The 13,946-nt window shown below is 62.3% G+C and carries 12 protein-coding genes; 5 read left to right on the forward strand and 7 right to left on the reverse strand.

The window, feature by feature from the left end:
• Positions 1 to 104 precede the first annotated feature (104 nt).
• Both hupB and ppiD read left to right on the forward strand, forming a co-directional pair.
• Complete coding sequence (gene hupB, locus ACNPAA_RS09480) at positions 105 to 377, forward strand: nucleoid-associated protein HU-beta (protein ID WP_005315375.1); 273 nt, start codon at positions 105 to 107, stop codon at positions 375 to 377.
• Between the two features lie 149 nt (positions 378 to 526).
• Positions 527 to 2,440: a peptidylprolyl isomerase gene (gene ppiD, locus ACNPAA_RS09485; RefSeq protein WP_199767338.1), complete on the forward strand. Its 1,914-nt coding sequence runs from the start codon at positions 527 to 529 to the stop codon at positions 2,438 to 2,440.
• 283 nt (positions 2,441 to 2,723) lie between these two features.
• Here the strand turns inward: ppiD and ACNPAA_RS09490 are convergent, their stop codons facing one another.
• The 5 genes from ACNPAA_RS09490 to ACNPAA_RS09510 all read right to left on the reverse strand — a co-directional run bounded on the left by ACNPAA_RS09490 (position 2,724) and on the right by ACNPAA_RS09510 (position 9,014).
• The gene (locus ACNPAA_RS09490) at positions 2,724 to 4,316 is read right to left on the reverse strand and encodes an ABC-F family ATPase (RefSeq protein ID WP_045524774.1); all 1,593 of its coding nucleotides are present in this window, start codon (positions 4,314 to 4,316) and stop codon (positions 2,724 to 2,726) included.
• A 210-nt stretch (positions 4,317 to 4,526) separates the two neighbouring features.
• A complete protein-coding gene (locus ACNPAA_RS09495; protein ID WP_039039048.1) occupies positions 4,527 to 6,182 on the reverse strand; it encodes a cation acetate symporter in 1,656 nt (551 codons plus the stop codon).
• Positions 6,179 to 6,490, reverse strand: coding sequence for a DUF485 domain-containing protein (locus ACNPAA_RS09500; RefSeq protein ID WP_039039049.1), 312 nt, complete (start codon positions 6,488 to 6,490; stop codon positions 6,179 to 6,181). Before ACNPAA_RS09500 ends, ACNPAA_RS09495 begins: the two co-directional genes overlap by 4 nt.
• A gap of 107 nt (positions 6,491 to 6,597) precedes the next feature.
• A complete protein-coding gene (locus ACNPAA_RS09505; protein ID WP_029314461.1) occupies positions 6,598 to 7,224 on the reverse strand; it encodes a 3'-5' exonuclease in 627 nt (208 codons plus the stop codon).
• A gap of 2 nt (positions 7,225 to 7,226) precedes the next feature.
• Positions 7,227 to 9,014, reverse strand: coding sequence for a putative nucleotidyltransferase substrate binding domain-containing protein (locus ACNPAA_RS09510; protein WP_201871965.1), 1,788 nt, complete (start codon positions 9,012 to 9,014; stop codon positions 7,227 to 7,229).
• Positions 9,015 to 9,171: 157 nt separating this feature from the next.
• Between ACNPAA_RS09510 and ACNPAA_RS09515 the strand changes: the two genes are divergently transcribed.
• Positions 9,172 to 9,978: a crotonase/enoyl-CoA hydratase family protein gene (locus ACNPAA_RS09515; RefSeq protein ID WP_201871964.1), complete on the forward strand. Its 807-nt coding sequence runs from the start codon at positions 9,172 to 9,174 to the stop codon at positions 9,976 to 9,978.
• Between the two features lie 67 nt (positions 9,979 to 10,045).
• Here the strand turns inward: ACNPAA_RS09515 and ACNPAA_RS09520 are convergent, their stop codons facing one another.
• On the reverse strand, positions 10,046 to 11,545 hold the full coding sequence (locus ACNPAA_RS09520) for an alanine/glycine:cation symporter family protein (protein ID WP_043156472.1): 1,500 nt from the start codon (positions 11,543 to 11,545) through the stop codon (positions 10,046 to 10,048).
• A gap of 328 nt (positions 11,546 to 11,873) precedes the next feature.
• Here ACNPAA_RS09520 and ACNPAA_RS09525 point away from each other — a divergent pair, with 328 nt between their 5' ends.
• Together ACNPAA_RS09525 and ACNPAA_RS09530 are read left to right on the forward strand one after the other, a co-directional pair.
• Positions 11,874 to 12,287: a GNAT family N-acetyltransferase gene (locus ACNPAA_RS09525; RefSeq protein WP_048208677.1), complete on the forward strand. Its 414-nt coding sequence runs from the start codon at positions 11,874 to 11,876 to the stop codon at positions 12,285 to 12,287.
• A gap of 18 nt (positions 12,288 to 12,305) precedes the next feature.
• Positions 12,306 to 13,115 (forward strand): zinc-dependent peptidase, encoded by an 810-nt coding sequence (locus tag ACNPAA_RS09530; RefSeq protein ID WP_069651179.1) that lies wholly within the window; start codon positions 12,306 to 12,308, stop codon positions 13,113 to 13,115.
• Positions 13,116 to 13,193: 78 nt separating this feature from the next.
• Here the strand turns inward: ACNPAA_RS09530 and ACNPAA_RS09535 are convergent, their stop codons facing one another.
• Positions 13,194 to 13,790: an acetate uptake transporter gene (locus ACNPAA_RS09535; RefSeq protein WP_069651183.1), complete on the reverse strand. Its 597-nt coding sequence runs from the start codon at positions 13,788 to 13,790 to the stop codon at positions 13,194 to 13,196.
• Between the last annotated feature and the right edge of the window lie 156 nt (positions 13,791 to 13,946).

Below are 13,946 nucleotides of genomic sequence, written 5' to 3' on the forward strand. Positions count from 1 at the left end.
GATTGTCACTTGCAACTGATCAGGAGGCTTGTTATAAAACCTCCACTTGTTGTGGCCAGGGAAATCAGCGCCGCAGCGATGTTCGATAAAAGGGGAATATAAGAGTGAATAAATCTCAACTGATTGACAAGATTGCAGACGGTGCTGATATCTCCAAAGCTGCCGCTGGTCGTGCGCTGGATGCCTTCATCGATGCCGTGGGCGAAGCCCTGAAAGAGGGTGACCAGGTTGCTCTGGTTGGTTTCGGTACTTTCGCCGTTCGCGAGCGTGCAGCCCGTTCCGGCCGCAACCCGCAAACTGGTGCGACCATCGAAATCGCTGCCGGTAAAGTTCCTGCCTTCAAAGCCGGCAAGGCCCTGAAAGACGCGGTCAACTAAGCCGGTCGCTGATATCTATCGGCACCGTCCTTGGTCTCTGACCAGACAAGTGAGAGGGCTCTCCCTCATACTGCTTGACCAAGGCGCATCGCAATCGGTGCGCCTTTTCATTATTTACGCCCATCGAGTTCGGGAGCATAAGTACAAACATGATGTTGGATAAACTACGCGAAGGGGCGCAGGGCAAGGTAGCCAAGGTTATCTTGGGCCTGATCATCCTCTCCTTTGCCTTGGCCGGCGTAGGCAGCTACCTCAATGGCCCGGCACGTACCGCCCCCGCCACCGTCAACGGCAATGACATCAGTGCCCCCGCACTGGAGAATGCCTACCGCAATGAGCGGGCCCGCATGGAATCCCAAATGGGTGAGGCCTTCAACCAGCTGGCCGCCAATCCCGATTACATGAAACAGTTCCGCCGTGGCGTGCTGGACCGTCTGATCGATCAGGCGCTGATCGATGACAAGGCCCGCTCCCTGGGTCTGCGCGTCAGCGATGAGCAGATCAAGCAGGCCATCGTCGCCATGCCCGAGTTTGCCGAGAACGGCAAGTTCAGCAATGACCGCTACCTGCAGCTCATTCGCCGTGCCGGCATGACCCCCGAGATGTTCCGCGACTCCCTGCGCCAGGATATGGTGCGCCAGCAATTGATGGGCGCCGTGCTGGGATCGGAGTTCGCCCTCAAGGGGGAAGCCGAGCAACTGGATCGCCTCTACAACCAGACCCGTGACCTGCGCCTGATCCGTCTGGCCGCTTCCGCCTATGTGGACGGGATCGAGGTGAGCGATGCCGAGGTGGAGCAGTTCTACAAGGCCAACAGCGCTCGCTTCATGAACGACGAGACGGTCAATGTCGACTATCTGCTGCTCGATGCCGCGAACCTTGGCAAGAACATCAAGGTCACCGAGCAGGATGCCCAGGATTACTACGACCAGCATCAGGATCTGTTCCAGCGTCCCGAGCGCCGTCAGGTGGCGCACATCCTGATCCCGTTTGGCAAGGATGAAAAGGCCGCCGAGCAGAAAGCCGAGGCCGTGCTGGCCAAGGCCAAGGCAGGTGACGATTTCGCCGCGCTGGCCAAGGCCGACTCCTCCGATACCTTCTCCGCGAAGAAGGGCGGGGAGCTCGACTGGTTCGAGAAGGGGGTGATGGATCCTGCCTTTGAGAAAGCCGCGTTCGCGCTGGCCAAGGCTGGCGATCTCTCCGCCGTGGTGAAGAGCCCGTTCGGCTTCCACATTATCAAGCTGCTGGCCGTCGAACCGGCCAAGACCAAGCCCTTCGTGGACGTGATGAGCGATACCATCGCCCGTCTGCAGTCTGAGAAGGCCAAGGAGCAGTTCTTCGCCGAGCAGCAGAAGATGGCCGACAGCAGCTTCGAGAACCCGGACTCCCTGGACTTGACCGCCGAAGCCATGGGCCTCCAGGTGCAGTCCACCGGCTATTTCAGCCAGGCCGATGCGCCGGCACCCCTCAATGATCCCAAGGTGCTCTCCGTGGCGTTCTCCGAACAGCTGCGCGATGACAACACCAACTCCGACGTGATCGAGCTGGCCGACGGCAAGGCGCTGGTGCTGCACATCATGGGTCACCAGCCGAAGGCGGCCAAGCCGCTTGCCGAGGTGAAAGAGCAGGTGATCACCGCCATCAAGCACGACAAGGCCAGTGAAGTGGCCCGTGGCAAGGCCCAGGGTCTGCTGGACAAGCTCAAGGCCGGTGAGAACGTTCAGGCCGACCTGACCGCGCTGGGTCTGAAAGTGGATACCCATACCGGCGTATCCCGTTTCGCCCAGGAGATGGACCAGAACCTGGTGACCCAGGCGTTCCGCATGCCCCATCCGACCGATGGCAAGCCGAGCGTCGAGCTGGTGACCGAAGCCAACGGTGATCGTGTGGTGGTGGCGCTGGACAAGGTCAACGTCATCAAGGAGCCGTCCCAGATGGTGAGCCTGCTGCAAGGTCAGCTGGGTCAGGGCAAGGCACAGGCCGACTACAAGTCGCTGATCGACGAGCTGCGCAAGGCGGCCAAGATCGAATACTTCACCGACGTGGAAGCCACTGTCGAGTAAGTCAGCCTCACGGCCCCAAGTGTGAAAACGGCTCCATGATGGAGCCGTTTTTTTTGTGCCATCGACAGCCCGGCAGAGCGGGCGGGCGCAAGAGGGAAGGGCCAGGCACGGGCTTGTGCTGCCTATCCTGGCTGGGGATGAGCGGGACAGGTGTATGACAGCGCGCTGTACTCTTGCTCTCCCTATCCCCAATTCTTCTCTTGCTGTGGGGCGTGATTAAGGAGGCATAAAAAAACCGGCGCACGAGGCGCCGGTTCTGATCGCTTTGCTTGAAAGCGGAGGATTACACCACACCCTGGGTGCGCAGGTAATCCTCGTAGGTGCCGCCGAAGTCGCGGATGCCGTCTTCAGTCAGTTCCAGGATGCGGGTCGCCAGGGAGGAGACGAACTCGCGGTCGTGGGAGACGAAGATCAGGGTACCCTTGTACATCTCCAGCGCCAGGTTCAAGGATTCGATGGATTCCATGTCCAGGTGGTTGGTCGGTTCATCCATGATCAGGATGTTGGGGCGCTGCATCATCAGCTTGCCGAACAGCATCCGGCCCTGTTCACCACCGGAGAGCACCTTGACCGGCTTCTTGATGTCGTCCTGGGAGAAGAGCAGACGACCCAGCACGGAGCGCACCGCCTGCTCGTCTTCGTTCTCCTGCTTCCATTGGGCCATCCAGTCGAACACATTGAGATCGGTGTCGAAATCGTCGGCGTGATCCTGGGCGTAGTAGCCGATCTGGGCGTTCTCGGACCACTTGATGGTGCCGGTATCCGGTGCCAGGGCACCGACCAGCGTCTTGATCAGGGTGGACTTACCGATCCCGTTGGTACCCAGGATGGCGACCTTCTCGCCCACTTCCAGCATCATGTTGAGCCCCTTGAACAGGGGACCGTCGCCATAACCCTTGGAGACGCCTTCGATCTCCAGGATGTTGCGGTAGAGCTTCTTGTCCTGCTCGAAGCGGATGAAGGGGTTCTGACGGCTGGAGACCTTCACTTCCTCAATCTTGATCTTGTCGATCTGCTTGAGGCGGGAGGTAGCCTGGCTGGACTTGGAGGCGTTGGCGCTGAAGCGGGAGACGAAGGATTGCAGATCGGCGATCTGGGCCTTCTTCTTGGCGTTGTCGGCCAGCAGGCGCTCGCGGGCCTGGGTGGCAGCCAGCATGTACTCGTCGTAGTTGCCCGGGTAGACCCGCAGCTCGCCGTAGTCCAGATCCGCCATGTGGGTGCAGACGGAGTTCAGGAAGTGACGGTCGTGAGAGATGATGATCATGGTGCTTTCACGATCGTTGAGCACCTGCTCCAGCCAGCGAATGGTGTTGATGTCCAGGTTGTTGGTCGGTTCGTCCAAGAGCAGGATGTCGGGGTTGGAGAAGAGCGCCTGCGCCAGCAGTACCCGCAGTTTCCAGCCCGGGGCCACTTCGCTCATCGGGCCGTTGTGCTGCTCGATGGGAATACCGGCACCCAGCAGCAGTTCGCCTGCGCGGGATTCGGCGGTATAGCCATCATATTCGGCGACCAGGCCTTCCAGCTCGGCGGCCTTCATGTAGTCGTCGTCGGTGGCCTCCAGGTTGGCGTAGATGGCATCGCGCTCGGCGATGGCGGCCCACAGCTCGGTGTGGCCCATCATGACCACGTCCAGTACGCGCATCTCTTCGTAGGCGAACTGATCCTGGCGCAGCTTACCGATGCGCTCGTTGACATCCAGGCTCACATTGCCGCCGGTGGGTTCGAGATCGCCGCCGAGGATCTTCATGAAGGTGGACTTGCCACAGCCGTTGGCACCGATGAGGCCGTAGCGGTTGCCGCCGCCAAACTTGACGCTGATGTTCTCAAACAGCGGCTTGGCGCCGAACTGCATGGTGATGTTGTTGCTTGAAAGCACTGGAATGTCCCGGTTGGTCTGTCAAATGGCGCGCATTATGGCACAGATCCCCCGAAAGTTTTAGCAGGAACTGTGATCTGGCCCCATTGCAGGGGGTAAGGTTTCACGACCAGGCCGGCAACGGGCTCCGGCCTCTCTTGCAGAGGGGAGGCGAGGGGGCGGTCATGAAAAAAGCCGGCACTGGGCCGGCTTGGATGCGTGGGATGCCACTTAGTGGGCGGAGGCGCCGGAGGCACCGAGCCCGGTCTGGGAGCGGACGAACTGCGGGAAGAACTTGGCATGCTCGTCGGAGGCTGCCTGGGACTTGTCGGTGACCGAGAAGAACCAGATCCCGATGAAGGCCAGCCCCATGGAGAAGAGCGCCGGGTATTCGTAGGGGAAGATGGCCTGGGCATGGCCCAGTACTTTCACCCAGACGGTGGGGCCCAGGATCATCAGGGTCACGGCGCTGATGAGACCGAGCCAGCCGCCATAGACGGCGCCACGGGTGGTCAGGCGGGACCAGAACATGGAGAGGAAGAGCACCGGGAAGTTGCAGCTCGCCGCGATGGAGAACGCCAGGCCCACCATGAAGGCGATGTTCTGCTTCTCGAACAGGATGCCAAGGCCGATGGCGACCACACCCAGTACCAGGGTGGTCATCTTGGATACGCGCAGCTCGTCGGCCTCGTTGGCCTTGCCTTCCTTGATGACGCAAGCATAGAGGTCGTGAGAGACCGCGGAGGCCCCCGCCAGGGTCAGCCCGGCCACGACCGCCAGTATGGTGGCAAACGCCACGGCGGAGATGAAGCCCAGGAACAGGCTGCCGCCCACTGCATCGGCCAGATGGACCGCCGCCATGTTGGTGCCCCCCAGCAGGGCGCCGGTGGCGTCCTTGAAGTCCGGGTTGGTGCTGACCAGCAGGATGGCGCCAAAGCCGATGATGAAGGTGAGGATGTAGAAGTAGCCGATGAAGCCGGTGGCGTAGAACACCGATTTACGGGCTTCCTTGGCATCGCTCACGGTGAAGAAGCGCATCAGGATGTGGGGCAGACCGGCGGTACCGAACATCAGGGCCAGCCCAAGGGAGATGGCGGAGATGGGGTCGGCGACCAGGCCGCCCGGGCTCATAATGGCCGCACCATTGGCATGCACCTTGACCGCTTCGCTGAACAGGGTACCGACGTCGAAGTTGACGGACTTCATCACCATGATGGCCATGAAGCTGGCACCGGAGAGCAGCATCACCGCCTTGATGATCTGTACCCAGGTGGTGGCCAGCATGCCGCCGAACAGCACGTAGAGCACCATCAGGATGCCGACCAGCACCACGGCCACATGGTATTGGAGGCCGAACAGCAGCTCGATGAGCTTGCCGGCACCGACCATCTGGGCGATGAGGTAGAGGGCGACCACCACCAGGGAGCCGCTGGCAGAGAGGCTGCGCACCGAGGTCTGTTTGAGGCGGTAGGAGGCCACGTCGGCAAAGGTGTACTTGCCGAGGTTGCGCAGCCGCTCCGCGATCAGGAACAGGATGATGGGCCAGCCCACCAGGAAGCCGATGGAGTAGATGAGACCGTCATAGCCCGAGGTATAGACCAGGGCGGAGATGCCGAGGAAGGAGGCGGCGGACATGTAGTCACCGGCGATGGCCAGACCGTTCTGGAAGCCGGTGATGCGCCCGCCGGCGGCGTAGTAGTCGGAAGCCGAGCGGTTGCGCTTGGAGGCCCAGTAGGTGATGAACAGGGTGGCGGCCACGAAGACCACGAACATCACGATGGCCGAGATATTGAGGGGTTGGCGTTGCACCTCGCCGCTGATGGCGTCGGCCGCCAGCAAGGGGGTGGAGATCAGACCTGCCAGCGGCAGCAGAAACTTGCCTTTCATGATTGCGCTCCCTTGAGGATCTTCTGGTTCAGTTCGTCGAACTCGCCGTTGGCACGAAATACGTAGATACCGGTCAGCACGAAGGCCGATACGATGAGGCCAATCCCGACCGGGATGCCACGGGTGATGCTGGAGCCTTCGCTCAAGGGGGTGCCAAGCCAGCCAGGTGCAAAGGCGATGAGCAGGATGAACGCCAGGTAGAGCCCCAGCATCAGGATGGAGAGGGTCCAGGCAAAACGCTGGCGTTTGGCGACCAGTGCCTGGAAGTTGGGATCTTGCTGGATCCGAAGATACGGTTGCTGTTCCATTGCAGTTCTCCATGACAGTGAATGTCAGCGGTGGATGAGGGGTTCCCTACCGGACAGCACTGCTGTCCATGTAAGCAAAATGTGAATTAAATGTTATTGCTGAACAATTAGACTTTGGGATAAGCCAGCGGGCCGCCCTGATGCAGGCGTACAAAGACAAGGGCGGCGGTGACGGCATCGCTCAGGGCGTCGTGGGGGGGCAGGGCTGGCAGCGCCAGATGGCGACAGATCGCGGCCAGGTGCAGATCGATGGCGGCGTCGGGATAGCGGCGATAGAGGTGATCGTGATAGAGGCGGCTCACCTCGATGCCGCGCTGGGGCAGGGTGAGCCCCCACAGCCGTTGGCAGGCGAGGTTGAGAATGCGCAGGTCATAGGCGATGTGATACCCCACCAGCTCACGGGGGCCGATGAACTCCAGCAGCGCGCGCAGCGCGGGCTCCAGTGCCATTCCCTGTTGCAGATCCTGATGGCGCAGGCCGTGGATCACCACGGACCCGGCGCTCAGGCTGGCGGGAGCCTGGACCCGGATGGCAAGGGCATCGCCCGTCTCTATCCGGTTGCCCCGGATGCGCACCGCCCCGATGGAGACGATCTCCGCCAGCGCCGGATCCAGGCTGGTGGTCTCGAAGTCCAGCGCCACCCACTCGTCGCCAGCAGGGCGGGCAAAGAGCGGGGCAAACTCCCCCTCCCGAAACGTCCTGCCAAGCCAGCGGCGACGCCAGTGCATCCACATCGCTATTGCCTAAGACGAAAGTGCAAGGTGAGCCACTGCTGGAACTTCTTCACCTGGTGCAGGGCATGGCGCAGCAGATCCCGCTCTGCGGGGCCGAGGTCGGCCACCCGCACCCGTCCGTCTCCCTCCTGCAACTGGCTGCGCAGCCGAAGCCGCATGAACAGCCGGAAGGCCTCCGCCAGATTGGTGCCATAGTCCCGGCTGAGGCGTCCCTGGCCCACCAGGGCCTCGATGCGCCCCGTGGTCGAGGTCTCCAGGATCCCCGCCTCCAGGGAGAGCACCCGGACGCCGTGGACAAGGGGGAAGAGGCCGCCCCGCTTGAGATCCAGCCCCTCCGGGGCTTGCTCCAGCCTGCCAAAGAGGGTGAGGGGGGCGTGAAAGGCGACGGCGGCCCTTGCCATCTCAGCCAGCAGATCCGGCCGGTCGGCGAGGCAGGCCCGCAGGTGGCGGGCGACGGGGGCGAGCCGGGCGCGATCTCCCGTGATGGCCTGGGCATCGGCCAGGGTGGCGAGCCAGAGCAGATCCGCTTCGCTGGCGCGCACACAGGCCTGCTCTATCCCTTGCAGCCAGCCGTCAAGCGGCTTCACCCAGGCCGGGTTGTTGACCATCACCCTGCCCGGGCAAGGGGGATAACCCAGGCGCGCCAGCAGCGCGCTGAAGGCGGCCAGATCCGCCGACTGGGTGGGCCACGGCAGGCCATCCGGCAGGATCAGGGCATTGTCCTGATCGGTTTTCTGGATCTGCTCGCCACGCCCCTCCGACCCCAGCATCAGCAGGCACACCTGCTCTTGCTGCGCCGCGGGGATCACCAGGGAAAAGGCCTTGGCGATCAACTGCTCGTTGATGGTGGCGATGAGCTTCATCAGGAACAGGGTGTGGATCCCCTGGGCAAACAGGGAGCGAATGAGCTGCTGCTGCTCCCGGGCGACCGCCTCGAGGGCGGCCGGGGAGTCGGCGCGGGCGATGCGCAGGGTCAACACATGGGAGTGGGTGGAGAAGAGCCCGAGCACCTGGGTCAGATGCAGGATGCCTGCCACCTCCTGCCCCTGCCAGATGACCAGGCGCTTGATGCGGTGGCGGGTCATCAGCAGCAGGGCATCGAACAGATAGCTCCCCAGTGGCAGACCCGTCAGCGGGGTGGGGGTCAGCACCGCCAGCGGCGCACTGAGCGACAATCCCTTGAGGGTGAGGGCGTGGAGCAGGGTCTTGCGGGTGGCCAGGCTCAGGCTGCCGTCTGCTCCGGGATAGAGCAGGCAGTCGGTGCCCCTGGCCACCATGGCCTCGGTGGCGGCCAGGAGCGAGAGGCTGCTTTCCACGATGAGCGGCGCCTGCAGATGGTCGGGAGCGATGCGGGTCAGGATGAACTCTGCCAGGTTCTGCTGTCCGAGCTGGCCGCGGCGCTCCTGCTCCCGCTGGCGCTCCGCCAGGGTGGCGGTGAAGTAGCGGGCGATATGGGGGTGCTCGTCGCACAGGGCCAGAAAGACGGGGCGGGGAATGAGCTGGCAGAGGGTATCTTCCAGGGCGGCGAAACGGTGGCGGCAGTGCCCGTCAAACTGGGCACGGACGTCGAACATGTCCCCCTCGCCATAGTCGCCAAAGGATTGATGGAGGGCAGACTCTTCCACGGCCCCCTTGATGATGAGGTAGAGCCCGGCGGGCTCCTCCCCGGCGTGCTGCACCGTCTGGCCCGCGCGAAAGTAGCAGATGCTGAGGTGCTGACCGAGCCGCTGGCGTGCCTCCTCGTCCAGGCCGTCGAACGGTGGACGGGCAAAATTGAACAGAAGTGACATGAGAGGCTCCACCGTGACCATGGGGCCAGTCTGACAAAGGCTCCACCACCGGGCCAGCCGACTTTAGTCGCAGGCCCGGGGCGGCCTCCCTGTACCTGCCCATAACACTCTGGTAACGTTGTGGTATGACCAGTTGAATCAAAGGACGAAGACGGAGATGGAAAAGCCAAGGGTCAAATGGGTGTCTCAGGAGGGGATCGCCGAGGTGATGCTCTGCCGGGGGGACAAGCTCAACGCGCTGGATCGGGCCATGTTCGACGCCATCGACGAGACGCTGAACGCGCTATCCCGGCAAAAAGGGCTGCGGGCCGTGATCCTGCACGGGGAGGGGCGGGCGTTCTGCGCCGGGCTGGATGTGAAATCCATGCTGAGGCAGCCGGTGGCGGCGCTGGAGATCCTCAAGCGCGAGGCGGACGAGGCGACCAACCTGGCCCAGCGGGTGGCCTATGGCTGGCATCAATTGCCGGTGCCCGTGATTGCGGTGACCCAGGGGGTCTGTTTTGGCGGCGGCCTGCAGATAGCGCTCGGCGCCGATTTTCGCTTCAGCACCCCGGATTGCAGCTTCTCGGTGATGGAGATCAAGTGGGGCATCATCCCCGACATGAGCGGCAGCGTCACCCTGCGCAACCTGATGGGGATGGATACCGCCATGGAGCTTGCCATGAGCGGGCGCGAGCTGGAAGCCAGCGAAGCCAAGTCCCTCGGCCTGGTGAGCCGGGTGTGCGCGGATCCCCTGGAAGAGGCGCGGGCCTTTGCCCGGACCCTGATCACCAAGTCGCCGGATGCGCTGGCGGGGATCAAGCAGCTCTACACCCAGGCCTGGGCTCGCAGTGACGAGGCCATGCTCAAGGAAGAGACCCGGTTGCAGAGGCAGATCCTGGGGCGCCCCAACCAGTGGCGGGCGACCCTCAACAGCCTGTTTCGCTGGCGCCTGCCATTCGGACCGCGCCGCAACGCGCTTTGAACCCCTCACCCATCCAACACAAATGAAAATGGCAGCCGAAGCTGCCATTTTGCATTGTGCCGTCTGATTACTTGGCAACGGTATCCGGGTCTGCCTCGAAGGGGTGGCCGGTTTGCTCGCGCATCAGGTTCACTTCGGCGCGGTTTTCAATCCAGTAGTCGGCGTTCTTGATGCCGAGCTTTTCCGGGTGGAACACGGGATCCAGACCCTTGGCCAGCTGTGCCTCGTAGTCTTTCAGACAGGCGAAAGCCGGCTTTTGCAGCATCAGGATGGCACCGATGTTGAGCCAGGCCATCAGGCCGACGCCGATGTCACCCAGGCCCCAGGCCAGATCGGCGGTCTTGACGGTGCCGTAGACGGTGGCAGCCATCAGCGCAATCTTCAGCAAGAAGGTGAGCCAGGGGCGGTTAATCTTGCGGTTGACAAAAGCGATGTTGGTTTCGGCGATGTAGTAGTAGGCCACGATGGTGGTGAAGGCGAAGAAGAACAGGGCGATGGCGACGAAGTAGTTGCCAAAGCCTGGCATCATGCTTTCCATGGCGGTCTGCACATAGCCGGGGCCTGCCGCGATGCCGGCGATGCCGGTGTAGAGGGCGGCACCGTCCGGGCCCTGCACGTTGTACAGGCCGGTGATGAGCAGCATGAAGCCGGTGGCGGAGCAGACGAACAGGGTGTCGATGTAGACGGAGAACGCCTGCACCAGGCCCTGCTTGGCCGGGTGGCTCACCGCCGCGGCGGAGGAGGCGTGGGGGCCAGTCCCCTGGGCTGCTTCGTTGGAGTAGACCCCGCGCTTGACACCCCACATGATGGCCAGACCCAGAATGGCGCCGAAGCCGGCTTCCATCCCGAAGGCACTCTTCCAGATGAGCAGGATCACGCCCGGCAGCTGGCCGATGTTCAGGGCAATGATGACGCAGGCGACGATGATGTAACCCAGCGCCATGAAGGGCACCACGGTACTGGCGAAATTGGCGATGCGCTTGACGCCGCCGAAGATGATGAAACCGAGCAGCAGCGCCAGACCGGCGGCGGTGACGTTGGGATCGATGTCAAAGGCGGTCTGCAGGCTGGAGCCGATGGAGTTGGCTTGTACGCCCGGCAGCAGCACGCCGCAGGCGAAGATGGTGGCGATGGCGAAGGTCCAGGCATACCACTTCATGCCGAGCCCCTTCTCGATGTAGAAGGCCGGACCGCCGCGGTATTCACCGTTGATCTTCTCCTTGTAGACCTGACCCAGGGTGGACTCCACGAAGGCGGAGCTGGCGCCGAGGAAGGCGACCATCCACATCCAGAACAGGGCGCCCGGGCCGCCGAAGGTGATGGCAGTGGCCACACCGGCGATGTTGCCGGTACCGACGCGACCGGCCAGGGTCATGGAGAGTGCCTGGAAGGAGGAGACACCGGCATCGTTGCCCTTGCCCTGAAACATCAGGCGTATCATGCCTTTCAAGTGACGCAGTTGCAGGAAACGGCTGCGCAGGGAGAAGTAGAGGCCTACCCCCAGACACAGATAGATGAGCGCAGGGCTCCAAATCACGCCATTGATGGCATTGACGATCTCATTCATGTACAACAACTCCTTTGTTGCGCTGTCTTGGCGAGGTCTGTGCCTCGCTGCCCTAACATTGAAATATATGGTGACCAAGGGGGTCACTCAGGATTGTGCGGGACTTTCGACTGGTTAGTCCGCGGGATTTAACATATCGGTTTGTTCAGGGCCTTCCTAGTGAAAAGTGTTGTGACTTTGTTAATTTGTGAATTGACATTAACAAATGGTGAATGGAACTGGACAAGATTCGGTACATACCCATCATCTGCCGCTTTGCCATGCCCAGAGGGCTGATTGAGGTAATGCAAATAGGAGGCCAGGAGTGGCAACAAGGGAAAACAGATACATTATTCGCCTCGCCGGGGAGGAAGATGGGGCCGGATTGACGGGGTTGTTTGCCCAGCTGGGCTACCCCAACCCTGACGGGGCGGTCAGCGCCAGGCTGGCCCAGCCCGATCCGGCGCGGGAGGTACTGGTGGCCCTGTGCGAGGGGATCCCGGTGGGGGTGCTGGTGTGGCACCACTTGCAACCCATGCACCTTGCACCAGCCTGGGGCCTGATCTCGGCGCTGGTTGTCGATGAGGGTGCAAGGGGCGGGGGCATCGGGGCCCTGCTGCTGGCGGCGGCAGAGCAGCGGGCGGCAGCCCTGGGGTGCGGCCAGCTGGAGCTCTCCAGCAGCCTCAAGCGCGAAGGGGCGCACCGATTTTATCTGGCGCAAGGGTATTGCGAGCGTCCGAAACGTTTTGTGAAAGCTGTCTGATTGGCAAGAGGAGTCCGTGTGTTCTGGTCCAGGTTGAAAGAGGTATTGGGTGGTGCATCTCCCCGGGAGCCCCGTCTCCCAGAAGAGCAGGAGTGGCGCGAGGCGCTGGCGGCGGTGCCCATCTTGCAGGGGCTTGAAGAAGAAGAGGCGCAGAAGTTGATGGAGCTGGCGCGCCATTTTCTCTCGCGCAAGACCCTCACCCAGATCGGGGTGGAACTGACGCCCCGCCAGCAGGGGGTGCTGGCCCTGCAGGCAGTGCTGCCCATCCTGCACCTGGGGTTCGATTGGTATCGAGGTTTCCACGAGGTGATCATCATCCCCGAGCCCGTGACCCGTCGTCAGGAGGTGCAGGACGAGTTCGGGCTGGTGAGCGAATTTGAAGAGGAGAACGCCGGTGAATCCTGGCCCCAGGGGCCGCTGGTGCTGGCCTGGAGTGAATTGCAGCAGGACGGGGACTGGGACGGATTCAACCTGGTGATCCATGAGCTTGCCCACAAGCTCGACATGCTGGGAGGGGATGCGGACGGTGCACCGCCCCTGCCGCGGGGCATGGATCCCCAGCAATGGACCCGGGCGCTGCAAGGTGCGTTTGACGAGATGAACGATCAGTTGACCAGAGAGGAGGTGACCGAGATAGACCCCTACGCCGCCTCGCATCCCGCCGAATTCTTCGCGGTGTGCAGCGAGAGCTTCTTCACCGATCCGTTGCGTCTGCGCGCCGTCTACCCCGCGGTCTATGACCAGTTCGCCCGCTTCTACGGCCAGGATCCCGCAGGCCGCTACCCGGCCACCCGATTGCTTGCTGGGGATCCCGGAGCGCAGGGCTGATCGGCACTGTGTCCGGGCGGCAGAAACACAAAAGGCACCCGAGGGTGCCTTTTTCGTGACAGCGATGTCGCCGGGTGCTTAGGCAGCGGCTTTGAGCTCGACGGGAGCGGCTTTCTTCTGCTCGCCGATGGGCAGCACGGTGCGACCGAACTGCTCGTTGATCACGGTGGCCATGGCCAGGTAGATGGCGCTGGCGCCGCAGATGATGCCTTCGAAACCGGCGATGGTGCCGATCAGGGTGCTGCCGGTGAAGTCACGGGCGGCCAGCAGGAAGAACAGCACGGTCAGGGAGGCGAACACGAACTGCTTCACGCGGGGGAAGTTGATGGTGCCTACCAGCATGAACAGGGTGAACATGCCCCACATCAGCAGATACCAGCCCATGTAGGCGTGGGGAGTGGCTTCGGCCAGACCCATGCCCGGCATCATCAGCAGGAACACCAGGCTCCACCAGAAGGTGCCGTAGGAGATGAAGGCGGTGACACCGAAGGTGTTGCCACGCTTGTACTCCATGATGCCGGCGATGATCTGGGCCAGACCGCCATAGCACAGACCCATGGCCAGGATCATGGCGCTGATGGGGAAGAAACCTGCGTTATGGATGTTCAGCAGAATGGTGGTCATACCGAAACCCATCAGACCCAGAGGGGCAGGGTTGGCCAATTTTTCGCTCACGTGGTGTTCTCCAACAGTAGAGGTGGGGTTGATAAAAGACGCGCGATTTTAGGCAGGCTCAGGGTCCCGGGCAAGGGGGGGACACACAGAAATGGTAAAAAAAGAACACGAAAGTTTAAGTGGCCAACCATTCGTGCCGTTCAGGTAGACGAGTGG

The sequence above is a fragment of the Aeromonas sp. PS2Canimalfood6 genome (genome assembly GCF_048276795.1).
Lineage (GTDB): Bacteria > Pseudomonadota > Gammaproteobacteria > Enterobacterales > Aeromonadaceae > Aeromonas > Aeromonas caviae.

Excerpts from the sequence above, each read along its gene's own strand:
- ACNPAA_RS09500 (WP_039039049.1), bottom strand. The coding sequence starts at position 6,490 with ATGGAACAGCAACCGTATCTTCGGATCCAGCAAGATCCCAACTTCCAG.
- ppiD (WP_199767338.1), top strand. The coding sequence starts at position 527 with ATGATGTTGGATAAACTACGCGAAGGGGCGCAGGGCAAGGTAGCCAAG.
- ACNPAA_RS09520 (WP_043156472.1), bottom strand. The coding sequence starts at position 11,545 with ATGAATGAGATCGTCAATGCCATCAATGGCGTGATTTGGAGCCCTGCG.
- ACNPAA_RS09515 (WP_201871964.1), top strand. The coding sequence starts at position 9,172 with ATGGAAAAGCCAAGGGTCAAATGGGTGTCTCAGGAGGGGATCGCCGAG.
- ACNPAA_RS09510 (WP_201871965.1), bottom strand. The coding sequence starts at position 9,014 with ATGTCACTTCTGTTCAATTTTGCCCGTCCACCGTTCGACGGCCTGGAC.
- ACNPAA_RS09495 (WP_039039048.1), bottom strand. The coding sequence starts at position 6,182 with ATGAAAGGCAAGTTTCTGCTGCCGCTGGCAGGTCTGATCTCCACCCCC.
- ACNPAA_RS09505 (WP_029314461.1), bottom strand. The coding sequence starts at position 7,224 with ATGTGGATGCACTGGCGTCGCCGCTGGCTTGGCAGGACGTTTCGGGAG.